The sequence below is a fragment of the Confluentibacter sediminis genome (assembly GCF_003258355.1).
Classification (GTDB): Bacteria; Bacteroidota; Bacteroidia; order Flavobacteriales; family Flavobacteriaceae; genus Confluentibacter; species Confluentibacter sediminis.
The window spans coordinates 235,060-258,870 of sequence record NZ_QKPO01000001.1 but is presented as its reverse complement, the minus strand read 5'-3'; the positions used below and the strand labels follow the sequence as shown (position 1 = coordinate 258,870).

The 23,811-nt window shown below is 33.5% G+C and carries 18 protein-coding genes; 8 read left to right on the top strand and 10 right to left on the bottom strand.

Translation table 11 applies throughout. The features are described from left to right. Nucleotides 1-9: 9 nt before the first annotated feature. The gene (locus DKT72_RS01270; RefSeq protein WP_111306902.1) at nt 10-1,944 is read right to left on the bottom strand and encodes a M1 family metallopeptidase; all 1,935 of its coding nucleotides are present in this window, start codon (nt 1,942-1,944) and stop codon (nt 10-12) included. A 230-nt stretch (nt 1,945-2,174) separates the two neighbouring features. Between DKT72_RS01270 and DKT72_RS01265 the strand changes: the two genes are divergently transcribed. The 4 genes from DKT72_RS01265 to DKT72_RS01250 are packed head-to-tail and all read left to right on the top strand — an operon-like array spanning nt 2,175 to nt 6,271. Continuing rightward, on the top strand, nt 2,175-2,696 hold the full coding sequence (locus DKT72_RS01265; protein WP_111306901.1) for a DUF6265 family protein: 522 nt from the start codon (nt 2,175-2,177) through the stop codon (nt 2,694-2,696). A 1-nt stretch (nt 2,697) separates the two neighbouring features. Continuing rightward, nucleotides 2,698-4,026: a M28 family peptidase gene (locus DKT72_RS01260; RefSeq protein ID WP_111306900.1), complete on the top strand. Its 1,329-nt coding sequence runs from the start codon at nt 2,698-2,700 to the stop codon at nt 4,024-4,026. Between the two features lie 21 nt (nt 4,027-4,047). Beyond that, nucleotides 4,048-5,694 carry a M1 family metallopeptidase gene (locus DKT72_RS01255; RefSeq protein WP_111307042.1) on the top strand — a complete coding sequence of 549 codons (1,647 nt, stop codon included), beginning with the start codon at nt 4,048-4,050 and terminating at the stop codon, nt 5,692-5,694. A gap of 4 nt (nt 5,695-5,698) precedes the next feature. Then, nucleotides 5,699-6,271 (top strand): YdeI/OmpD-associated family protein, encoded by a 573-nt coding sequence (locus DKT72_RS01250; protein ID WP_111306899.1) that lies wholly within the window; start codon nt 5,699-5,701, stop codon nt 6,269-6,271. A 17-nt stretch (nt 6,272-6,288) separates the two neighbouring features. Here DKT72_RS01250 and DKT72_RS01245 read toward each other — a convergent pair whose 3' ends face one another. The 9 genes from DKT72_RS01245 to DKT72_RS01205 form a co-directional block, all read right to left on the bottom strand. Beyond that, nucleotides 6,289-7,572: a glycosyltransferase gene (locus DKT72_RS01245; RefSeq protein WP_111306898.1), complete on the bottom strand. Its 1,284-nt coding sequence runs from the start codon at nt 7,570-7,572 to the stop codon at nt 6,289-6,291. Between the two features lie 15 nt (nt 7,573-7,587). Next, the gene (locus DKT72_RS01240) at nt 7,588-9,666 is read right to left on the bottom strand and encodes an HAD-IIB family hydrolase (protein ID WP_111306897.1); all 2,079 of its coding nucleotides are present in this window, start codon (nt 9,664-9,666) and stop codon (nt 7,588-7,590) included. A 283-nt stretch (nt 9,667-9,949) separates the two neighbouring features. Then, nucleotides 9,950-11,410, bottom strand: coding sequence for a MoxR family ATPase (locus tag DKT72_RS01235; protein WP_111306896.1), 1,461 nt, complete (start codon nt 11,408-11,410; stop codon nt 9,950-9,952). Between the two features lie 86 nt (nt 11,411-11,496). Continuing rightward, on the bottom strand, nt 11,497-12,630 hold the full coding sequence (locus tag DKT72_RS01230) for a vWA domain-containing protein (protein WP_111306895.1): 1,134 nt from the start codon (nt 12,628-12,630) through the stop codon (nt 11,497-11,499). 89 nt (nt 12,631-12,719) lie between these two features. Next, on the bottom strand, nt 12,720-13,397 hold the full coding sequence (locus tag DKT72_RS01225) for a Crp/Fnr family transcriptional regulator (RefSeq protein ID WP_111306894.1): 678 nt from the start codon (nt 13,395-13,397) through the stop codon (nt 12,720-12,722). Nucleotides 13,398-13,447: 50 nt separating this feature from the next. After that, on the bottom strand, nt 13,448-14,287 hold the full coding sequence (locus DKT72_RS01220; RefSeq protein WP_111306893.1) for a universal stress protein: 840 nt from the start codon (nt 14,285-14,287) through the stop codon (nt 13,448-13,450). An 86-nt stretch (nt 14,288-14,373) separates the two neighbouring features. Then, nucleotides 14,374-15,423, bottom strand: a complete 1,050-nt coding sequence (locus DKT72_RS01215; protein ID WP_111306892.1) for a response regulator — start codon at nt 15,421-15,423, stop codon at nt 14,374-14,376. Beyond that, nucleotides 15,420-16,664 carry a sensor histidine kinase gene (locus DKT72_RS01210; protein ID WP_111306891.1) on the bottom strand — a complete coding sequence of 415 codons (1,245 nt, stop codon included), beginning with the start codon at nt 16,662-16,664 and terminating at the stop codon, nt 15,420-15,422. The genes DKT72_RS01215 and DKT72_RS01210 overlap by 4 nt, the downstream gene beginning before the upstream one ends. Nucleotides 16,665-16,811: 147 nt before the next feature. Then, nucleotides 16,812-17,777 carry an App1 family protein phosphatidate phosphatase gene (locus DKT72_RS01205; protein WP_220628057.1) on the bottom strand — a complete coding sequence of 322 codons (966 nt, stop codon included), beginning with the start codon at nt 17,775-17,777 and terminating at the stop codon, nt 16,812-16,814. Between the two features lie 64 nt (nt 17,778-17,841). Here DKT72_RS01205 and DKT72_RS01200 point away from each other — a divergent pair, with 64 nt between their 5' ends. The 4 genes from DKT72_RS01200 to ccoN all read left to right on the top strand — a co-directional run bounded on the left by DKT72_RS01200 (nt 17,842) and on the right by ccoN (nt 23,737). Continuing rightward, a complete protein-coding gene (locus DKT72_RS01200) occupies nt 17,842-18,729 on the top strand; it encodes a diacylglycerol/lipid kinase family protein (protein WP_111306889.1) in 888 nt (295 codons plus the stop codon). Nucleotides 18,730-18,848: 119 nt separating this feature from the next. Beyond that, a complete protein-coding gene (locus DKT72_RS01195) occupies nt 18,849-21,224 on the top strand; it encodes a heavy metal translocating P-type ATPase (protein WP_111306888.1) in 2,376 nt (791 codons plus the stop codon). Nucleotides 21,225-21,359: 135 nt separating this feature from the next. Further along, entirely contained in the window at nt 21,360-21,545 is a 186-nt protein-coding gene (gene ccoS / locus DKT72_RS01190) for a cbb3-type cytochrome oxidase assembly protein CcoS (RefSeq protein WP_111306887.1), read from the top strand. Between the two features lie 11 nt (nt 21,546-21,556). Continuing rightward, nucleotides 21,557-23,737, top strand: a complete 2,181-nt coding sequence (ccoN, locus tag DKT72_RS01185) for a cytochrome-c oxidase, cbb3-type subunit I (RefSeq protein ID WP_111306886.1) — start codon at nt 21,557-21,559, stop codon at nt 23,735-23,737. Nucleotides 23,738-23,811 lie beyond the last annotated feature (74 nt).

The window sequence follows — 23,811 nt, the reverse complement described above, 5'->3', positions numbered from 1 at the left end:
ATTCTGTTACTATTCTTGACTCACATTCAATACATTATTATCACTATCAATATCAGGATAAAGCGCATCTGGGTCAATAGTTACTTTAGCAATTTTAGTGGTTGTATTTGCTTTGTAAACAACTGAATTTCCTCGCATCCAAACCTCTACAGGCACTTTAAATGAATAAGTCTTACCACCGACATCCGTTAACAACAAACTTACAGGCATGGGTACTTCACCTTTATTTTCTAAACTTATCAAGGCTCCATTTTCCGGTAATCCTTTCACATAGTCAACTTTGGTAACCGCTTGGTCTATATTCCCTGTTCCGTAGAACCAAGATTTCCAAAACCAATCCAAATCTTCTCCCGCCCCATTTTCCATAGCGTTGAAAAAGTCTATAGGACGAGGGTGTTTAAATGCCCATTTTTTTATATAGTTTTTAAAAGCATAATCAAAACGATCTGGGCCTAAAATAGATTCTCTCAACATAAACAAGCCCAAGGCCGGCTTACGATAGGCCGTCATTCCTAAGTTATAGGTTTGTGCCAGGTCTGGTGGTGTACTTATAGATTCGCGGTTATCACTGGATAGATATCTTACAAAACGGCGTGGTTGGCTTAATTGCGACGGATATTTTCCATAATCCAAAGTACTGTAATGATTTATAAACGTATTGAACCCTTCATCCATCCAAGGATATAAACGCTCATTACTACCAACAACCATTGGAAACCAGTTATGACCAAACTCATGGTCTGTAACGCCCCAAAGCCCTGCATTTTTACTATTCCATTCACAAAAAACAATTCCGGGATATTCCATCCCTCCTACAATTCCAGCAACATTAGTCGCCACAGGGTACGTATAGTCAAACCATTTCGAATTGTTCTCGATGGAATTTTTTACATACTCGGTAGACTTGTTCCAACCATCATCCGTTGCACTCTCTATAGTGTAAGCAGATAAAGCCATAGATTTTTTACCGTTTGGTAAATTAATACGAGCACCATCCAATATAAACGCTTTTGAACTGGCCCAAGCTGCATCCCGTGTTTGATTTATTTTATAGTGCCATGTAAGTGTGCCCTTCTTTGTTGGTCGGGTGACATTGGTTTTTCCAACTTCCTTAGCATCAATAATTACGAATGTTTTCTCGCTTTCTTTCGCTTTCCTATAACGTTCTGCAATTTTCTTTGGAAACACTTCATCTATATTTACCAACTCACCAGAACCTACAACAATATGGTCATAAGGTACCGTGATCTTAAAATCAATATCACCATAATCCAAATAAAACTCACCTGAACCCAAATATGGTTGATTGTTCCATCCACTTACATCGTCATAAACGGACATTCTTGGGTACCATTGCGCAATTTCATAGACCCAACCTTGCGATTGTTTCATGCGACCCATCCGATCAGCACCATATTCTGGAATTTTAAAGCTGTATTGTATTTTTATTTTCACCTTTCCTACTTTTGGATCCAAAGGTTTTTCGAGTCTTATCTGCATTCGAGTATCTGAAATAATATAATTGGCTTTACTCCCATCAATAGATACAGAAGTTAAATTATAACCACCATCCACATCGCCAACAAATCGTCCCCCAACTGCTCCCGTAATGGCAGTCCCTTCTGAATCTGATTTAAATTTGTTTTGGTCCAATTGTAACCAAAGATATCCTAAGGGATCAGGACTGTGGTTTGTGTAATCTATTTCTACTTGACCAGAAAGAGTGTGGGCCACGTCATCCAATGTTACCTCAATACTGTAATTGGCTTCATTTTGCCAATAATTTACCCCAGGTTCACCAGATTGTGTTCTATAAGGTGTTTGAACATTTGTGATGTCCAAGGGGCTAAATAAATCCACGTTAGTTTTGAATGGTGATACTTGAGCATATGTTTGAAAAATCATACTCAAACCAACCACCATACTTACATTCAATAATTTCATAAGATTTTATATTAATTTCGAGAAGCGCAAAGGTATCACTATAAATCAATAAGCAAAAGTCTGCGCTCCGTAAATATAAAGATAAAAACACATATCTACTTTTCATTTATAACTATCAACTATTTAAATAGAATATTAGAAAAACTTCAATTTTACCACAACCAATAAATTAAAAAAACTAAATTTACTACCTTTCAATTCTATTTTTAATTCCAACAAAATAAAATGCTATGAACAGAATTCTACCCTTTATTTGTTTTTTAACACTTATCAATTGTGAAAACAAAAAGGACAAACAACCGTTGTTGAGAGAGGATCACAAAAAAGTTGCTGACGTTCCGAAAATCACTCCCAGTTCAAAACTAGATAGTATCAAATGGATTGTCGGGAACTGGAAAGGTGAAGCATTTGGAGGGCAAACAGAAGAAAACTGGACAGAGCCTTCTGGAGGTTCCATGATGGCGACTTTTAAATTGATTGATGATGGAAAGGTCGTTTTTTATGAATTTGAAATTATTCGTGAAGTTGAAAACACCTTAGTTTTACAATTAAAACATTTTGCCCACGACCTAAAAGGTTGGGAGACTAAAGATGAAACTATTGATTTTAAATTAAAAGAAATATTGCCTAATAAAGTGATTTTTGAAGGTATGACTTTCGAAAAAATTGGCGAAAACGAAATGAATGTATATGTTGACATGAAACAAGATGATGGCAAAGTTGAAACTGTAAAGTTTAATTACACCAAGTAAAATGAAAAAAACTCCCTTTTTAATTTCATTCTTATTTTCAGCAATTATTTTTGCTCAAACAAACCAAAAAATATATAATATTATTAATACAATTTCCTCTCAAAGGATCGAAAAAGACATCAATACACTAGTCCGTTTTGGTACTAGAAATACGTTTAGCGATACCATTTCGAACACAAGAGGTATTGGAGCTGCTAGACGTTGGATAAAAGGAGAGTTTGAAGTTATTTCCAGTAATTGTGATAATTGCTTAAAGGTTTTTTACCAAAAAGATTTTGTTACTAAAAATGGAAATGATAGAGTTCCGCATGATGCTTGGGTAGTAAATGTCGTTGCTATTCAGAAAGGCACAACATATCCAGACAGGTATATTATTATGAGTGGTGATATAGACTCTAGAAATAGTGATAGCTCAGATTTCACAAAAGACGCACCTGGAGCGAACGACAATGCGTCTGGAATGGCAGGCACTATGGAGGCTGCTAGGGTTTTATCAAAATATACATTTGAAAATAGTATTATCTATTTAGGTCTTTCGGGAGAAGAACAAGGACTTTTTGGAGGTGCTGGGTTTGCCAAATATGCAAAAGAACAAAACTGGGATATTATTGGCGTTTTAAATAATGACATGATTGGAAATATTAAAGGTTTAGATGGTATTATTGATAATAGAACCTTTAGAATTTTTTCTGAACCTGTTCCGCCAACAGAGACAGCACGTGAACGTCAACTAAGACGCTTTTATGGTGGTGAAGTTGATGGTATTTCTAGGCAATTAGCCAGATATATTTATAAAACCACAAAAACATATATGCCCGAAATGAACCCCATGATGGTTTATAGATTAGACAGGTTTGGACGTGGCGGGCATCACCGCCCTTTTAATGATTTAGGTTATGCTGGTATCCGAATCATGGAAGCACACGAAAATTACAACCAGCAACATCAAGATATTAGAGAAGAAAACGGTATTAAATATGGTGATGTTATTGAACATGTTAACTTTGATTATGCCAAAAAGTTAACCACAGTTAATGCCATCAACTTAGCCAGTTTAGCTTCTGCTCCACCACCTCCAAAAAGTGTTTCAATTGGCGGTGCTGTAGAACCTTCCGTAAAATTTAAATGGAACAAAGTAAATGGTGCGGTTGGCTATAAAATTTATTGGAGAGATACCACCTCGCCTACATGGGATTATAGCAGATATGTTGGTGACGTTTCAGAATTCACCTTAGATGGTATTGTGATTGACAACTACTTTTTTGGAATCGCATCCGTTGGAGAAAACGGCTTTGAAAGTGTTGTAGTTTTTCCAAATACTGTATTTTAGAGCATTAATTTTAAAAACATGATGACACGTTTATTAGGAATATTAGTTATTTTTTTATTTTCTTCAACAATAAAGGTGAAAGCTCAAGGATTGCTTTCAGAAAAAAATAATTTCACAAGACAAGATACTTTAAGAGGTAGTATAACTCCTGAGCGTGCTTGGTGGGATTTAACATATTATCATTTAGATATTAAGGTTGATCCTGACAATAAATTTATTTCAGGTAAAAACACCATTCAATATAAAGTATTGCAAGACTATTCAGTGATGCAGATTGACTTACAACCACCCATGAAAATAACTAAAATTATTCAAAATGGAAAAGAACTACACGTTAGAGATGAAGAAAACGCTCATTTTATCACGCTAATAGACAATCAAAAAATTGGTGATATCAACAGCTTAGATGTATATTATGAAGGACATCCCAAAGAAGCTATAAATGCTCCTTGGGATGGCGGTCTATCTTGGAAAAAAGACGCAAATGGAAATGATTTTATCGCTACATCTTGTCAAGGTTTAGGGGCGAGTGTTTGGTGGCCAAATAAAGACCATATGTACGATGAAGTCGATAGTATGCTAATAAGTGTAAACGTGCCTAAAGATTTAATGGATGTTTCAAATGGAAGATTAAGAAGTGTGGAACAATTTGGAGATACAAAAACATATAATTGGATAGTTAAAAATCCAATAAACAACTATGGTGTTAATATCAACATTGGAGATTATGTGCATTTTTCAGAAAAATATGATGGGGAAAATGGCTTTCTAGACATGGATTATTATGTGCTAAGAGATAATCTAGAGAAAGCCAAAGAACATTTTAAAGATGCCCCAAAAATGATGAAAGCTTTTGAGTATTGGTTTGGCCCCTATCCTTTCTATAAAGATGGCTATAAATTAGTAGAAGTCCCTTATTTAGGTATGGAACATCAAAGTTCTGTAACCTATGGCAACCATTATTCAAAGGGGTATTTAGGTAGTGATTTATCTGGAACTGGATGGGGTTTAAAGTTTGATTTCATTATCATACATGAATCAGGACATGAATGGTTTGCAAATAATATAACAGATAAAGATATTGCTGACATGTGGATACACGAAAGCTTTACTGCTTACTCTGAAAATCTGTTTTTAGATTATTATTACGGAAAAAAAGCTTCTGCTGAATATGTTATTGGCACTAGAAAAAAAATTCAAAACGATAAGCCTATTATTGGTCCTTACAATGTTAATAAAGAAGGCTCTGGAGATATGTACTATAAAGGAGCCAACATGTTACATACTTTACGCCAACTAATAGAAGATGATGAAAAATGGCGCCAAATTTTGCGCGGATTGAATAAAACATTTTATCATCAAACCGTAACAACAAAACAAATTGAAGATTATATAAGTGAACAATCGGGAATCGATTTAACCGAATTTTTCAATCAGTATTTAAGAACCACCAAAATCCCAACGCTTGAATATAACATGGAGAACAATCAATTGAAATATAGATGGACAAACATTGTAGACAAATTTGACATGCCTATTAAAGTTAATATTAATGATAAAGAACAATGGATTTATCCACAATCAGAGTGGAAAATCATGTCTTTAAAAAATAAAAATTTCAGTTTTAAAGTAGATCCTAATTTTTATATAGACACTAAAAAGCTATAGTTTTTTGGAAATAGAAGAGCATTATTTTAAAACTGATGCCGAATGGCGAGAATGGTTACATCATAACCATAGCCATTCAAAAGGAGTTCATCTTATTTTTTATAAAGTGGACCACGAAAATGATAGTATGCGCTGGGAAGATGCCGTAAAAGTTGCTTTGTGTTATGGCTGGATAGATTCTACTGTTAAAAGTTTGGGGGACGGGAAGCGCAGACAATATTTCACACCAAGAAATGAAAAAAGTGTTTGGAGTGCTTTAAACAAAAGATATATTGAAGAATTAATTTCAAATGATTTGATGCATGAAAGTGGGCATGCTAAAATTGAAATTGCTAAACAAAATGGAAGCTGGACAGAACTTGATGCTGTTGAGAAAGGTATTATTCCTGATGATTTACAACAAGCATTTAATAAAAATCCTATAGCCTTTGAAAACTATCAAAGCTTTTCACCTTCCTATAGAAAAAGCTATTTATATTGGCTAAACCAAGCCAAAAGAGATGATACCAGAAAAAAACGCATAACCGAAATTATTCAATTATGCGGTGACAACATTAAAAGTAGAGACAGTCGATAAAACAAAAACCGTCTCTTCTAATTTGTATAAATATTTGATTCCATAGAACGCAGATTTATGGAATTATTGAATCTATCAAGGATACGTTTCGCTATACCTGTCCACCCAAAATTGCGACGGGCAAAACGTGCACCTTCCACCGATAATTCATTACGTAATTTAGGATATAAAAGTGGCATAGACATCATAGCCCCAAATTCTACCGGACTATGCGGATCTGCAAATAAGGCTTGATGACCAAAATCTATTAAATCGTACAATCCACCATGTACGGTAACGACACTAGGAGTTCCACAGGCCATAGCTTCAATAGCCACCATTCCAAAAGGTTCATATCTAGAAGGCATCGCAAAAATGTTGGCAGAACGATACACATTGGCTAAATCTTCATCTGCCACATAATTTTTCCATTTAATTTTATCTAAAACCCCCAGCTCTCCTGCTAATGTTTTAAGTTTTTTAATGCCTTCATTATCCTGATCAGACTGGTCTCCACCAATAGCTGCTACTAAACGTGCTTCAGGACAAAGTTGAATGACCGTTGGTAAGGCCTGCAAAAGCAAATCATATCCTTTATTATGGGCCATTCTTCCCAACGCTAAAATATCGTTTGGATGAATATCATATTTAGAGCGAACCTTATCATTTTCTTTGGAAGGTACTGGGTAGAAACGATTCTCATCAATCCCTGGTGGAATCATGCCACAATTTCGAGGTAATACATCATATTGTTTTGTTAATAAATCTACTTGAGGTAAGGTGGTTGCAATTACAAAATTGCACATTTGATATACAAAGTATTCTTTTCGAATGCGCTCTTTAAAACGATAGGTTTTTTCCATTTCATCTTCATCCATATCACTTCCCATACTATGTCGTTTCCACCATCCAAGCGAATGTGGTGTATGTACGTGTGAAATACCCAATTCTTCAGCTATTTTTTGACCAGCCCAACCTGCATCCCAGTAATGGGTATAAACAATGTCATATTTTTTATTTTCTTTTTTTATGGCTGCCAAACAATTGGTTACAAACTTTTTAAGATGATCGTGCATATCTTCCTTACGAATGAACTTTTTTCCACCAAAAGGAATACGCCACACACTATAATTTTCATCTACAACATCGTACTCTGGTTGATCTTCAAACTGCCTAGTCACCAAATCGACTTTTTTACCAAGTCTACTAAAACGTTCGGCAAGTTCTAAAACATAAACTACCTGTCCTCCTGTATCTGGTTTGCCCAGTTCTGCATTAGCTCCAACATATCCATGTAAAGAGATCATTAATATCGATTTCATATTTTTATATTTTAGTTAATTTATTATTTTTAAATCATGACATGCAGAAATATATTGCGCTGCCGACCAAGCTTGATAAGATTTACCCATGGCTTTCCCCGTAATTCCGTGAGCCCATTCGGTAAATTCCCATTCATCCGTTAAACCTTCTTTATTTATTTGAGCTAGCTTATAAAGCTCAGAAATAGCAACATCCCTAAGCCCCAACTTATTAATAAATTTAACCCAAAACCCTCCAACAAAAGGCCAAATACCTCCATTATGGTAATGGTTTGGCAAATTCAATAAGTTTACAGTGTAATACGGTTTCCAATCAGGATCTCCAGGGGTAACAACAGGATATACATTAGAGACTGGAAATGGATCATTGACCCCAACACCTAACATAAATTTAAATGTTTGATGCGCTTTTTCAGCATCTATAGTCCCGTGTAAAAAAGCTAATACATTTCCAAAAACATCACAACGCCAACTAAAATCGAACGGTGTTGTTTGGGCAATCAAATAAGAGGTGTCTCCCAAAGTAAACTGGCGTTCTGCGAATGAAATCCCTGAAAATAATTTCTGTTGCGTTGATGGCCAAAAATTCTGTAATATTTCCTTTTTAATAACTTGAGACCAACGAATATGCTCACCCGCTTCATCATAGTTACCTAGCATTTCCAGCATACGACCAAAACATACATTGGCACGATACCAAAGAATTTCATCATAAAGTATATTGTAGCTTCCTCCAAATAAGTCGGTCCAATCACCAGCTTCTGGAATTTCCAATAGGGCATCATTATTACTATCGTGCGCTCCTAACCAACGCATGGTTTCTTTAATGTCTGAAATATATTCCCGTAAAAATTCAATATCTTTTGTAGCGTGAACATATTCATAAAAAGCGATAACTACCCAAATGCCACTATCTATAGAACAAATGCCCCCTACTCCTGAATAATCTGGCACATTATCTAGAATTCTAACATTAGAAGGAATTTGACCATTACGGGAAATATGACTAAACAATGTTATTAATGTTTGTCGCTGACATTGATGAATGTCTTTATCGTGAATAAGCGACAAAGACCCTATAACAGTTATAGCTCCATCTCTAGCCCAAACACTATGATAATTAATGTCGGTACCATGTGTAATATTATCTTTTATGGAACAAGCTGAAAAACCTAAAGGTGTAATATTTTTTCTTAACGCTTCAATGGCTTTACTATAACCTTTCCGAATTAAAGCTAATTTTTCGTTATCATCCTCTTCAGATATATTATTTAGTTCTTTTTGAATGATATAATCATCTGTGTGATTGTCTTCCTTTACTATTTTTGCTTGTTCCGGTAAAATACCGTAATATATTAATCCTTCAATAATACCATCTCCATTCTCACATTCAGAATGATAGACTTCTTTATGCTTAGTAAATCTATATAGCTCTTCATGGGCATTAGCTACTACAATCCCTTTTATACCATTCATGTTAAACATGGCAGAATCGTTACCACTATCACCTGCTACCAACACATTATGAGCTTTTAAATCAACCTTATTTAAAAGCCATTGTAATGCATTCCCTTTGTTAGCCCACTTTGGCAAAATATCCAAAAACTTTTCACCTGAGTAAACTACATTTACATGCATATTGGCTTTAATAAAATCCTGCTCTATAGATTCAATAATATCGGAATTAGCATTGTGGAAATAATAACTTCTTTTATAAGCATGCTGATATTTAGCAGGTTGTTCGCTAATGGGATGATTAATACCTTGAATAAGATTTTCTACGGATACTAAATCCCATCCATCGTCCAAGACGTTATTAAACTCTTTTACAACCGATTTGTTTTTATAATCATAAATATGTGTCCCAACACCAGAAATTATAAAATCTGGCTCAGGCAAAATCCCAGTATCGATTAAATTTAAAGTATCATCTATTAATCGACCTGTATTGTAAGTAAGTAAAATATCTTTGGGCTTAAATTGATTCCAGATTTTAGTAAAATTACTTTTAAGGGTATGAAAATTTATTAAGGTATTATCAATATCAAAAGATAAAATTTTTATATCCTTTGCTTTAATATTTTCTTCTTCCATTTGATAAATTAAAATGTTATAGTAAAAAAGCATGCAAAAACTTAAAAAAAAGCTTCTGCCTTATGCTGTAAGTTACGAAAAATTTAAAAAACGAAAAATAGATGTGTAACGACTTTACTGTTAAAACCCGTTAGTTTTGAGCTGTTTTTTTATTGAAATTAAAATTATCAATACTTTAAAGAATGGATTATTAAATTTGAATATTGATTTGAAGAGAATATGATAAAAGTTGCCAAAAATAAATTTTAGCAACTTTTACATTAATTTTTATGTTAAAATGGTATTAAATGCCGCTTATAAAACTTCCATAAGGGTCTTTAAATTGGGTACCTTCAGTAAACCTAAATTTACTAAGCAATTTAAGTTCTACTAATGACCAAAGTACAAACTCCTTTTCGAAATAAGTATCTTCTTTATTGATATCTGGTTGGTATTCGCTTAATAAATCATCTAAAGGCGAAATGCTATCCAGAATCGCTTTATATTCTTTATCTGTCATCTCATCTAGTAACTCAAAACCATCTTTTTGATTGAAAAACCAAGATACAATATCATCATACGGACTTTCTTCATCTTGTTTTTTAAGTTTACTAATTTTTGGGAAAGACTCTTCAAATAACGTTTTAACGGCTTCCCCTATTAAGTTATAGGCCACTACAGCCGCACCCTCTTGCTCACCTTCATAAACCAATTCCACTTTTCCTGTAATAGATGGAATGATGCCCACAAAGTCACTTAAACGCACTGTGGTTTTGTCATCACCAGACTTCAAAGCTCGTCGTTCTGCTGTACTTAATAAATTTTCGAAAGCTGTAATGCTCAATCTGGCACTCACGCCGCTTTTAGCATCTATATACTCACTTTCTCGTGCTTCAAATACGATTTGCTCCAATAAATCTTTCGCCAAATCTGGTACTTTAACAGATTGTGTTTGACTTTCTAAAACTCTAGCTTCTTGTTCTGTAATTAATCGTGCCGTTTCAATATCTGCTGGATAATGAGTTAAAATTTGTGAACCAATTCTATCTTTTAAAGGAGTTACTATACTACCTCTATTGGTATAATCTTCAGGATTTGCAGTGAATAAAAATTGAATATCCAAAGGCAACCTCAACTTAAACCCCCTAATCTGTACATCTCCTTCTTGTAAAATATTAAATAAGGCTACTTGAATTCTTGCTTGTAAATCTGGCAACTCATTAATCACAAAAATACAGCGATTGGCTCTAGGAATCATGCCATAATGAATCACTCTATCATCTGCATAACTTAATTTTAAATTAGCAGCCTTTATCGGATCCACGTCACCTATAATATCTGCTACAGTAACATCTGGTGTTGCTAATTTTTCAGCAAAACGTTCGCTTCTATGTAACCAAGAAATAGGCGTTTTGTCACCTTTTTCATTAATCAATTCTTTGGCATATCTTGAAATAGGTTGAAACGGGTCATCATTAATTTCTGAGCCTTCTACATAAGGAATATATTCATCCAACAAATTAAGCATTAATCGCGCTAAACGCGTTTTTGCTTGTCCACGTAATCCCAATAAATTTATGTTGTGTCGAGATAAAATAGCCCGCTCTAATTCTGGAATCACGGTATTTTCATAACCGTGAACACCTTCAAAAGTGGTTTCTTTATTCTTTATCTTTTGAATGAGGTTATCTCGTAGTTCATCTTTTATATATTTCGATTTATAACCTGCTTTTTTTAATTCTCCTAAAGTTTTTATATCTTTCATTTTATAGGTTTTGGCTGTTTACTTTTGGCTTTTAGTGTCATTATATCGAGCTAAAAGCTAACACTTAATGGCTAACAGCTCATTAATTATCCTTTAATTCTCTTTTTCCTATTAGTTTCGTAATCTTCAAAAATCATTTCACCCAAACCTTTTAAGCCGGTGTAAAAAGCTTTGCCTTGATTGGCATATGTAAATTCACGAACAAACTGCATTAAATAATTATCTTGTGCAATCATAAATGTTGTAATGGGAATATGTAATCGTCTGGCTTGTTGCGCCATGGCATAACACTTATTGGTAATAAAAGGATTTAAGCCCACACTATCTTTATAATATTGACCATCTGGCATTCTCAAACAACTGGGTTTACCATCGGTTATCATAAAAATCTGTTTGTTGGTATTTCGTTTTCTACGAAGTAAATCCATTGCCAATTGTAAACCAGCAACGGTATTTGTATGATATGGCCCTACTTTTAAATATGGTAAATCTTTAATTTCTATTTGCCAAGCATCATTACCAAAAACTAAAATATCTAAGGTATCTTTTGGATATCTGGTCGTAATTAATTCCGCTAAAGCCATGGCTACTTTTTTGGCCGGTGTAATTCTGTCCTCACCATAAAGTATCATGCTGTGGCTAATATCTATCATCAAAACAGTACTCATTTGGGATTTATGAAGTGTTTCTTCAACAACCAAATCGTCTTCAGACAAGCTAAAATCACCAATTCCATGGTTGATTTGAGCGTTTTTCAGACTCTCTGTCACCGAAACCTTATCTAAATTATCACCAAATTGATAATCTCTAAAATCACCCGTATGTTCATCACCTAAACCTGGGCTTTTACTTTTATGATTGCCTTGCCCGCTTCGTTTTATTTTTCCAAAAATTTGGTCTAGTGCTTGTTGACGAATGGCCCTTTCTGTTTTTGCTGTAATACCCATACCGCCGCCACTGTTTCCATCTGAATCTATTTCTTCCCGTATATAACCTTTCTGTTTCAGGTCTTCAACAAAATCGTCGATAGTATATTCTGGAGTTGTTAATTTATACTCCTTATCCAATTCCCGTAACCAATCGATGGCTTCGTCAAAATCGCCCGAAGTATGCGTAATGAGTTCTTTAAAAATCTCGAAGAGTGTATCGAAAGGAGATTTATTTGGGGCTTCATATTTTTTAAATATGAAACCTTTTCTTGACGTATTCTTATTCACCATAGCAGTATAAAAATACTTTATTTTAAGCCAAAAAATGTCAAGGAAGTATTAATTTTTTCTATGACCAACTAAAAAATACGTATTGTAAACTATTCTACACGTTTTAATCCTTCAAAATTATTAATCTTGATGCGCTTGCCAATAGTAGATATTAAACCTTCTTTTTTTAATTGAGACAATACTCTTATCGCTGATTCCACAGCAGTACCAACGATGTTAGCTAAATCTTCGCGAGACAGTAGTACACTTAAAGTGCCATCGGGATTTGTTCCAAAGTTATCATGTATATATATGATGGTTTCAGCAAGCCGTTGTCTCACTGTTTTTTGTGCCATATCGACTATAACATTATCCGCATTTTTTAAATCGTGTGCCATTTCCTTTAAAACATCAAATGAAAATCTGGAGTTATGTACTAAATCGTTAACGATTTCATTTTTTGGAATAAAGCAAATTTCCATGTCGCTTAAAGCAATAGCCTGTAAGTTTGCTGTTTCTTCTGTAATAAGAGAACGCTGCCCTAACAAATCGCCTTTCACTACAATTTTAACTATTTGATCTTTACCGTTAGAACTTAATTTTGAAAGTTTGCAAATACCATTTTTCACACAATATACACCGTTTAAAGAATCACCTTCCTCAAAAATAACATCTCCTTTTTTTATTGTCATTGATGTTTTGCAAGCAGAAATTCTAACAAGCTCTTCTTTTGTTAAAGATTTAAGCGCGTTAAATTGTTTTATTATGCATTGATCACACTTACCCATGTTATTTTGATTACGTTTTGAAAAATAATATTGGTGTTCCCAAAAACATTTTAATGTAATATTAAAAAAGGCACTCTTTTATAATAATTAATGTCTTTTGATGCTGGGTGAAATAATATTTTTTGAAAATAATTTAGGTTTTTAGCCAACATAGTTATCAAATTAATGTTTCTATCGTCAACAAATTGCTGTATGGCATCTTCTATATGCTTGTTGGTTAAATAATGGAAACCATGGCTATAATTATTAAAATAATCATCTAAATATTCCTTGTTTTTTTGTTGGTCTTCATTCAGTTCTAAACCATATTTATTAACATGCAAAACATTAATCGAAGCATTATTGGCCTCGACAATATCCAGTATGGGCTGTAAGGTTTCTGGGCGATAAAAAATCGAAAAATCGGTTGGAAATACAATCTCTTTAGGCTTTATATACTTGGCTTTTTCTGGAATGACCATAGTGGTACATTTAACCTTTGTTATAACATTCCCTGCATTACTTCCAATTGCTGTTTTTTTAAAATCGGTTACGCCTTTAGTTCCCATCACTATAAGATTGATCCTTTTTTGCAGAACCTGTTCTCTAATAGAATTGATAATATAATTATTATCTGAAATCGTAAAAAATCTATGAAGTGGATTTTTAGGAAAATTTTCATGTATTCGCTTTACACTATCTTGCAAAAGCTTTTTTGAAGGTAAAGTCAAAGTTTCAAAACTAACATCTTGATTTTGAATATTTGACATACCGGTTTCTACTAAGGTATTTTTTGTAGTAACATGCAATAAATAAAAATTACATGATGATTTACTGAAAAAATGAAGCGCATATTCTATGGCATTCCATGAGTTTTCAGAAAAATCGGTTGGTATTAAAATATTCTTCATGCCATTTACTTTATTAAAACAAAATTAATGGCATGACAATTAATGAAATATGACCAAAATCATAATTAGGTCTTAATTTCAATAAATTAGGTTATTTGCTGAAGCTTATGAATGTCTAAAATTTTAATATTTCTACCTTCTATTTCAATAATGCCCATATCTTTAAAACTTGATAGTGTTCTAATCAAGCTTTCTAATGCAATACCAGCCACACTAGCTAAATCGTTTCGAGAGATTCTAATAGCATCTTCTGGTTTGCGGTTGAGCTTTTCTGCAAATTTCAGTATGGTATTTGCTGTTCGCTTTTTAGCAGAACTATAGGCCATTTGCAATAATTGGTCTTTTACTATGGTAAGATCATCTGTAAGTAATTGTATAAGTTCCAATGTTAATTTATGATTGCTGTTAAGTACTTCTTTAAGTTCATTTTTGGAAATGCCAATTAAAACGGTATCCTGTATAGCGGCGGCAGTTTCTTGATAAGGGGTGTTTTGTGTGAAAGAAGTATAACCAAATAAATCATCTTCTTTATATAAAGCGGTGGTAAGATCTTTTCCTTGCTCATCTAATTTATGGCACTTTACCAAGCCTTTAGAAATTAAATAGATATGGTTAGAGTTTTGTCCTTCTTCATAAATCACTTCACCTTGTAAAAAGCTTATAGTTTCTCCATTATCATCAAAAAAGTTTTTAAGATCGTTAAGGCTTCTAAGTTCTTCTTCAACAGGCTCCGTTTGTTTATCTATGTCCTTCCTATCTTTTAAAATCGCTGCTTTTGCTAATCTGCTCTCTATGGCACTTATAAGCTCTTCTTCTTCAAAAGGTTTGGTTATGTAATCGTCGGCACCTAAATCCATGCCTTTTCTCACATCTTTACGCTCTGTTTTTGCCGATAGAAAAATAAAAGGGATGTGTTTGGTATGTTCATTTTCTGCTAATGCTTCCAAAACGCCATAACCATCCAGTTCTGGCATCATAATATCGCAAACAATAATATCTGGTAAGCTATGCTTTGCCATGGTCAAACCAACCTTACCATTAGGCGCTGTTACAACCTCATAATCAGACAACTCTAATAATTCTGCCGTATTTTCTCTTAAAATAACATCGTCTTCTATTAATAATATTTTTCTCATTCTTTCACTTTATTGGGTAATATAAATGTAAACTCGCTTCCTTTATTTTCTTCGCTTATAAAATTAATAGTACCTCCCAAATTCTCCAAATGACTTTTTACTATATTTAAACCAATTCCAGTTCCTTGTGTAAGCAGGGCATTTTCGGCTCTAAAATAGCGATTAAATATATTTTTTTGATCTGCAAGAGGAATTCCAATACCATTATCTTTAATTCTAAAAGTCGTATTTTTATCATCTTGGTTAATTTGAATATCTACCAAAGTGTTTTCAGATGAATACTTAATGGCGTTATGTACCAAGTTCGACAATGCTAATTCTACAATTTTTTCATCTTGAAACAATGAGTAATCGTCAATATTTTCAGGATACTTTATTTCCTGTCCTTCTTTTAAAAGCATATTAGCATTGTAAACCACTTCATTCACCACTTTACTTACTTTAAACGTACTGAACTTATAATTAATTTTACCTGTATCTAATTTTTCAATAGACAAAAAATCATTTAAAATATTATTAAGGTAGTGTACTTTATCTGAAATGGTCTTTATATGTTTATCTCTTTTTTCTTGCTGCTCGGTCAACTTATACTTTCCTAATAACATAGCCGATGTTAAAATTCCACTTAAGGGCGTTTTAAATTCATGGGAAACCAATGACAAAAATTTAGTTTTTAGTTCATTAAGCTCCTTTTCTTTTTTAAGAGCATTTTTTATTTTGTTTTGGGCTTCAATTCGTTTCTTAATTTCAGCATCACGTTCGACATTTACTGTTTTTAATTCCTCAACCGTTTTAATTAATTCTTTAGTACGCTCATTAACTTTTTTTTCTAACTGATTATTTAATTCTTGTAGTTGTTTCTCCTGTTCTTTACGTATAGTAATATCAATAACCAAAGCCATAATAAAGGACTGACCTCCTATCTCTAACGGATTTAAACCAGCTTCTACAGGGAATATGTGACCGTTTTTGTGAGCACCAAACAAATCGCGACCATGCCCCATTTGTCTGCTTTCCTTGTTTTTCATAAAACCTTCTACATGGGCAGCATGACCCGCATGATAGTTTTGGGGAATTAACACATTAAGATGCCTACCAACAAGTTCATCTCTATTATAACCAAACATCTTCTCTGCAGATATATTTGTTGCCACAATATTTTGATTGCCATCTACTACTATAACACCCTCTGATACCGCCTCAAAAAGTACATTAAACACATCTTTATCGTTCTGATACATCATTGTTATAAGCTTTGGTTAAACAGACAAAGTATAAAGCGTATATTTTAGCTAAAGAAAAGGAAAATGAATTAAAATAAAACATGCTTAAAATTGAAGTTTGGCAAAAATAAGTAAATCCTTGATGAAATAAAACAGAATATGTTTTTAAACAATACCTATTTCTTTTGAATGTGCTATAGCCTTGTTACTAAATTTAAAATAACAGACAGATACGCCTAAACTCTCAATATTTTTAATAACTCTAAGTACTTTGGTTTTTGACTTTGATGTCTTTCTTATGTAAACAGCTTTGATGTTTCTAGGGAACACCTTGACAATTTGTTCGTAAATATAGGGGTCGCTTTGGCTATCATCGCCAAGTAACACATATTGTAAATGTGGATAAAACGAAATAATTTCTTTTATTTTAACAAACTTATGATCGTGGCTACCACGCCCTGTAAATAGAAAATCTGAAATTCCAGCTTTTATACTATTTAGTTTGATAACTGCTTTTGGTAATTCATGTAATCTTGCAAAAGAATCTATAAGTTCATACAAGTTCCATTCGCTACTCGACACATAAAAAAAAGAGTTAGACGCCACTTCGTTGGTTTGTCCTGCCATACTTAATGCCTTATAATGTTGTACGACATCTTCAAAAATTTTTCTATTGTTGATGTTTCTAAACAAAAGCACATATATTTTTTTTAAAAAACTTTTGCTATGAGAAATAAGAAACGTATCATCAATATCGGAGATAATCCCAAATCTGCTTTCAAAAGGTTTTAAAATCTCTCCAACATTCACAATACCAAAATCGTGAAATTTACAAGTCACTTCATAGGGATGCCAACCACTTTCAAGAGATTCATTAAAAGGCAATGTAAATCTAAAAAAACCATCATTTAAAGTTTTTGTAGTTACCTGAAGGTTTTTAAATTTTAATGTTACCAAAGCATTGGAATATGGCTTTATTCTAAACATATTAATAATCGATACTGCATGCCTAAATCCTTTATTATCTAAACGATATTTGTCTGGAGCCCAGGATTGAAATACATGTCCAGAAACAACAAGTTCCTCATCATTTACATACCCTCTGTATAATTTTAAATCAAGTTTTACCAATTCAGAATTTATTTACTTATAGTAACCGACAAATTAGTTAATTTTAAACAATTATATAAGCTTAATGAAATCAAAAATTAAATTACTATTGGTAATCAATCCAATTTCTGGTGGTTCGGAAAAAGATAGTATTATTAAAGACATACAAAATATCATTCTAAAACATGATATCACATTAGAAATTTATCAAACAACAGGTAATGATGATGAAAAACATATTAAAGATATTGTAAATAAAAAATCTATTGAGAGGATCTTGGTTGCCGGTGGAGATGGTACCATACAGCTAGTAGCAAAAGCTATTTTAGAATCGAATGTATGCATGGGCATCATCCCTGCAGGTTCCGCAAATGGATTGGCTTCCAATTTTAACTTACCAGATAACCTTGAAGAACAGGTTAACATCACTTTGGGGAATCATTTTATTGATATGGATGTTATTTCTATAAACAATCACCTTTGCCTTCATATTGCCGATATGGGGATCAATGCCCATTTAATTAAAAACTACGAAAACTCCTCTATGAGAGGAAAATTAGGATATGCGTTACAAACCATACCAACTATTTTAGAGTCCGATTTGCCTTATCATTTTTCCATAAACATACATGGAAAAGAAATACAAAAAGAAGGCATCATGCTGGCAATTGCTAATGCTAAGCAATTTGGCACAGGAGCTGTTATAAACCCAGCTGGGAAAATGGATGATGGTCTTTTCGAAGTATTACTTTTCAAAAAAATGGATGTTATCAATATTATAAAAACCTTAGATGAAACTTCGGAAAGAGATTCAGAATTTGTAGAATGCTTCCCTACAAAAAAAGTAGTGATACACTGCAAAAAGAAAGTACCTTTTCAAGTTGATGGTGAATATCTTGGTGAAGTTGAAACTATTACGGCTGAAATGTTGTCCTCAAAAATAAAGATGATGTTACCACATAAAGCACTTTAAATTAATAACACATTAAACAACCCAAGTATTTATTTGGGGTTTAAAAATATGACAAATATCATATTTTAAAGGTTTACCAATTTTGAAATTTGCCCTAGGTATAATAGAGCAAATAATAAATGGACAAACAAACCTGTTTTCACTGTGGTTTAGATGCCTCAACATCGCATATTGTTTATGATGAAAAATCATTTTGTTGTCATGGTTGTAAAACCGTTTATCAAATTTTTTCTGAAAACGATTTAACCTGCTATTACGATTTGCAATCTGCTCCTGGAGCCACGCCAAAAGAGATTGAAGGCAAATACAACTTTTTAGAGAATACCAAAATAATAGAACAATTATTGGAGTTTAATGATGGAGCAACCCAAATTGTTACCTTATATATTCCACACATTCACTGTAGTTCTTGTATTTGGATTCTTGAAAACCTCAACAAATTACACCCTTCCATAAGCACATCGACCGTAACTTTTGGCAAAAAAACAGTTAGAGTATCTTTTAATGCCGAAATGCTTTCATTAAAAAATCTAGTTGTGCTATTAAGTAGTATTGGGTATGAACCTTTTATCAGTTTAGATGATTATAGTGTTGGAAAAAAACACATTGATAGGTCCTTAATTTACAAACTAGGTATTGCTGGTTTTGCATTTGGAAATGTTATGTTTTTATCGTTTCCAGAATACTTTGAAGTGGGCGAATTTTGGCTAGAGCAATTTAAACCCATGTTTAGGTGGCTCATGTTTGCTTTTTCCCTCCCTGTGGTTTTCTATTCAGGTAATGATTATTTTGTTTCGGCTTATAAAGGATTGCGTTCTAAAATTTTAAATATAGATGTTCCCATTGCATTGGGGGTTTCTGTACTTTTTATTCGAAGCACCTTTGATATAATTTTCAATCTTGGCTCTGGATTTTTTGATAGTTTAACCGGGCTTATTTTCTTTTTATTGCTTGGCAAGTTTTTTCAACAAAAAACCTATACATTTTTATCATTTGAACGCGATTACAAATCGTATTTCCCTATAGGAATCACTAAAATAACACCTGAAGGAAAAGAAGAATCCATTCAAGTATATGATATTGAAAAAGGCGACCGTCTTTTAATTAGAAATGAAGAGCTCATTCCTGTTGATTGTATTTTAATAAAAGGAAACGCTCGTATAGATTATAGCTTTGTTACGGGCGAATCCGAACCCATTTCAAAACAATCTGGTGATAAATTATATGCAGGGGGGAAACAGCTTAATGGCATAATTGAGGTTGATGTATTAAAATCCGTAGAACAAAGTTACCTAACCCAACTTTGGAGTAATGATGTCTTTAAAAAAGACAAAGAACTTTCCTTTACAAACATCACCAACCAAATAAGTAAACGTTTCACCATAAGCATTTTAATAATTGCGGTTTTTGCAACTAGCTATTGGTTAACAAGAGATTCTAGCAAAGCATTAAATGTTTTCACTTCTGTTTTAATTATTGCTTGTCCATGTGCATTGGCGTTGTCCGCACCGTTTACTTTTGGAAATATGCTACGTATTCTTGGTAAGAAAAAATGCTATCTTAAAAACGCCAGCGTTATTGAACAACTTGCTAAAATAAACACCATCATTTTTGATAAAACCGGTACCATTACTGCCAACAAAGAAACGGCAATTGAATATGAAGGCATTACACTTTCTAAAGAAGAAGAAGCTTTATTAAAAAGTACCTTGCGAGGTTCCAACCATCCTTTAAGCAGGTCTCTATATGAGCTTTTAAACGAACACGACATTTTAACTTTAGATACCTATCATGAATATTTAGGTAAAGGTATTGAAGCCCAACACAAAAAAGATCACATAAAAGTTGGTTCGGCACCTTTTGTGGGCTATACTTCTGAAACCGTCACATTAAACACAGCGGTTCATATAAGTAGCAATAATACATATAAAGGCAAATTCACATTTTACAACGCTTACCGAAAAGGATTGTCTCAACTTTTCAACAGTTTAAAACAAGATTATGATTTGGTCATCCTTTCTGGAGATAATGAAGGGGAAAAAGATAATTTAACAAAACTATTACCGACAAAAACCAAGCTTTTATTCAATCAAAAACCAGAAGATAAGTTAGAATATATTAAATATCATCAAAGTGAAGGTGCCAATGTATTAATGATTGGGGATGGTTTGAATGATGCCGGTGCCCTAGCACAAAGTCATGTAGGTATCGCCATTTCAGAAAATGTAAATGTATTTTCACCAGCGTGTGATGCCATACTGGATGCCTCAAAATTCAATCAATTACACCATTATATAAAAGCATCAAAAATGGCCATTAACATCATTAAATGGAGTTTTTTATTATCTTTTATATACAACTGTATCGGGCTTTATTTTGCTATTACAGGACAATTAGCCCCCGTTGTAGCAGCTATTTTAATGCCTTTAAGTTCTATAAGTATTGTGGCTTTTACAACATTAGCGACCAATATGGTAGGAAGAAAATTAGAATAAACAACCACACGAATTCCATATATAATAAAAAAATTAGTGAATTCATGACAAAGAAAAGAATATTACCAAATATGACAAATGTCATTTTTTACAAAAACAGATAGAGATATTTTTGAACCATAACTTCAAGTAGGTATGAGTGTTATTTATGTTTTATTAACGATAAGCATTATTGTGGCTATCATTTTTTTTATCGCTTTTATAATAGCTATAAAAAAAGGACAATTTGACGATAGTTACACGCCATCGGTTCGCATGCTATTTGAAGATGAATTGATTAAAGAGAAACCTAAAAAAACATTACTAACCAAAAAAGATTAATTACTATAACTATGGAAATGCAACAGTTTCATTACGATAATAAAATCGTTAAAAATTTCTTATATGCCACTATGCTTTGGGGTGTTGTGGGCATGCTTGTAGGTATTCTACTTGCTTTTATGTTTTTATTCCCAAACTTAACAGACGGAATTTCATGGTTAAGTTTTGGTCGTTTAAGACCATTGCATACCAATGCCGTTATTTTTGCATTTGTTGGTAACGCCATTTTTGCGGGGATTTACTATTCTTCACAACGCTTATTGAAAGCTAGAATGTTTAGTGACGTATTAAGTAAAATTAACTTCTGGGGGTGGCAGCTTATTATTGTTGCTGCAGCCGTTACACTTCCTTTAGGCTATACATCATCTAAGGAATATGCCGAATTAGAATGGCCTATCGATATAGCTATTGCTTTAGTTTGGGTTGTTTTCGGATGGAACTTAATTGGTACTATCATAAAAAGAAGACAACGCCATTTATATGTTGCTATTTGGTTTTACATTGCCACGTTTGTAACCGTTGCTGTTTTACATATTTTCAATAGTTTAGAACTTCCTGTAAGTGCTTTAAAAAGTTATTCCGTTTATGCAGGTGTACAAGATGCGTTGGTACAATGGTGGTATGGACATAATGCGGTGGCATTCTTTTTAACGACACCCTTTTTAGGATTGATGTACTACTTTGTACCAAAGGCAGCCAACAGACCTATATATTCTTATCGATTATCTATTGTGCATTTTTGGTCCCTAATTTTCATCTATATCTGGGCTGGCCCCCACCATTTATTATATACTGCATTGCCAGAATGGGCACAAAACCTTGGTGTTGCATTTTCTGTTATGCTATTAATGCCATCTTGGGGTGGTATGATAAACGGATTGTTAACACTTCGTGGGGCATGGGATAAAGTAAGAACCGATCCTGTTTTAAAATTTATGGTAGTAGCTATTACTGGTTATGGTATGGCAACATTTGAGGGTCCAACACTATCGCTTAAAAACGTAAATGCTATTGCGCATTTTACCGATTGGATTATTGCCCATGTACATGTTGGTGCTTTAGCTTGGAATGGGTTCTTGACTTTTGGTATGATATATTTCCTAATTCCAAAATTATTTAAAACCAAACTATATTCCATAGCTCTAGCAAATTTACATTTCTGGATTGGCACCTTAGGTATCATCATGTATGCTTTACCTATGTATGTTGCAGGATTTACACAAGCTAGTATGTGGAAACAATTTAATCCAGATGGCACTTTAACTTATGGAAACTTTTTAGAAACCGTTACTGAAATTATGCCTATGTACTGGATGCGTGCTATCGGCGGTACATTATTCATTACAGGTCTGCTTATCTTGGTTTTTAATGTCATCATGACCATTAAACAAGGCAGCAAAGTTGAAGATGAATTAGCAGAAGCCACTGCCCTAGAACGTGTTACAAAGAAACGTACTTCTGGAGAAGGTTGGCACTCTTGGTTAGAGCGCAGACCCGTTCAACTAACACTTTTAGCCACATTAGCTATTTTAATTGGTGGTATCATTCAAATTGTACCAACCATTATGGTAAAATCCAATATTCCAACCATAGCAAGCGTCAAACCATATACGCCTTTAGAGTTGGAAGGTCGAGACATTTATATACGTGAGGGTTGTGTAGGCTGCCATTCGCAAATGATTCGTCCATTTAGAAGTGAAGTGGAACGTTACGGAGAATACTCAAAAGCAGGTGAATATGTGTATGACCATCCGTTCTTATGGGGAAGTAAACGTACAGGACCAGATTTACACAGAGTAGGAAAGAAATATTCTGATAATTGGCACTTCAACCATTTATACGATCCGCAAAGCACCTCTTCAGGTTCTATCATGCCTCGTTATCCTTGGCTGATTAAAAATGAATTGGATAAATCGTTAACAGAAACCAAAATGAGAGCCATGGTTTCTTTAGGAGTCCCATATTCTGAAGAAGATATCACCAATGCTCAGAAAAATATGCTAGAGCAAGGAGCACTTATTGAAGAAAATCTTCATTCAGACCCAGACTTTGCTAAAACTTATGAAGCTGATAAAAAATATGCTAAAGAAAACGGAGAGCCATTTACTGAAATGAAAAACAGAGAAATAACTGCCGTTATCGCCTATTTGCAACGCTTAGGAACCGATATAAAAGTAGAAACATTAAAATAGCTGATGGCTTGTGATTGATAGTTAAGGGCAAAAATCAAAAACTAACAATCACAAGCTAACAACCATCAACCAAA

Excerpts from the sequence above, each read along its gene's own strand:
- DKT72_RS01260 (WP_111306900.1), top strand. The coding sequence starts at position 2,698 with ATGAAAAAAACTCCCTTTTTAATTTCATTCTTATTTTCAGCAATTATT.
- DKT72_RS01270 (WP_111306902.1), bottom strand. The coding sequence starts at position 1,944 with ATGAAATTATTGAATGTAAGTATGGTGGTTGGTTTGAGTATGATTTTT.
- DKT72_RS01200 (WP_111306889.1), top strand. The coding sequence starts at position 17,842 with ATGAAATCAAAAATTAAATTACTATTGGTAATCAATCCAATTTCTGGT.
- DKT72_RS01195 (WP_111306888.1), top strand. The coding sequence starts at position 18,849 with ATGGACAAACAAACCTGTTTTCACTGTGGTTTAGATGCCTCAACATCG.
- DKT72_RS01220 (WP_111306893.1), bottom strand. The coding sequence starts at position 14,287 with ATGAAGAATATTTTAATACCAACCGATTTTTCTGAAAACTCATGGAAT.
- DKT72_RS01265 (WP_111306901.1), top strand. The coding sequence starts at position 2,175 with ATGAACAGAATTCTACCCTTTATTTGTTTTTTAACACTTATCAATTGT.
- ccoN (WP_111306886.1), top strand. The coding sequence starts at position 21,557 with ATGGAAATGCAACAGTTTCATTACGATAATAAAATCGTTAAAAATTTC.
- DKT72_RS01235 (WP_111306896.1), bottom strand. The coding sequence starts at position 11,410 with ATGAAAGATATAAAAACTTTAGGAGAATTAAAAAAAGCAGGTTATAAA.
- ccoS (WP_111306887.1), top strand. The coding sequence starts at position 21,360 with ATGAGTGTTATTTATGTTTTATTAACGATAAGCATTATTGTGGCTATC.
- DKT72_RS01210 (WP_111306891.1), bottom strand. The coding sequence starts at position 16,664 with ATGTATCAGAACGATAAAGATGTGTTTAATGTACTTTTTGAGGCGGTA.
- DKT72_RS01245 (WP_111306898.1), bottom strand. The coding sequence starts at position 7,572 with ATGAAATCGATATTAATGATCTCTTTACATGGATATGTTGGAGCTAAT.
- DKT72_RS01255 (WP_111307042.1), top strand. The coding sequence starts at position 4,048 with ATGACACGTTTATTAGGAATATTAGTTATTTTTTTATTTTCTTCAACA.
- DKT72_RS01215 (WP_111306892.1), bottom strand. The coding sequence starts at position 15,423 with ATGAGAAAAATATTATTAATAGAAGACGATGTTATTTTAAGAGAAAAT.
- DKT72_RS01230 (WP_111306895.1), bottom strand. The coding sequence starts at position 12,630 with ATGGTGAATAAGAATACGTCAAGAAAAGGTTTCATATTTAAAAAATAT.
- DKT72_RS01225 (WP_111306894.1), bottom strand. The coding sequence starts at position 13,397 with ATGGGTAAGTGTGATCAATGCATAATAAAACAATTTAACGCGCTTAAA.
- DKT72_RS01240 (WP_111306897.1), bottom strand. The coding sequence starts at position 9,666 with ATGGAAGAAGAAAATATTAAAGCAAAGGATATAAAAATTTTATCTTTT.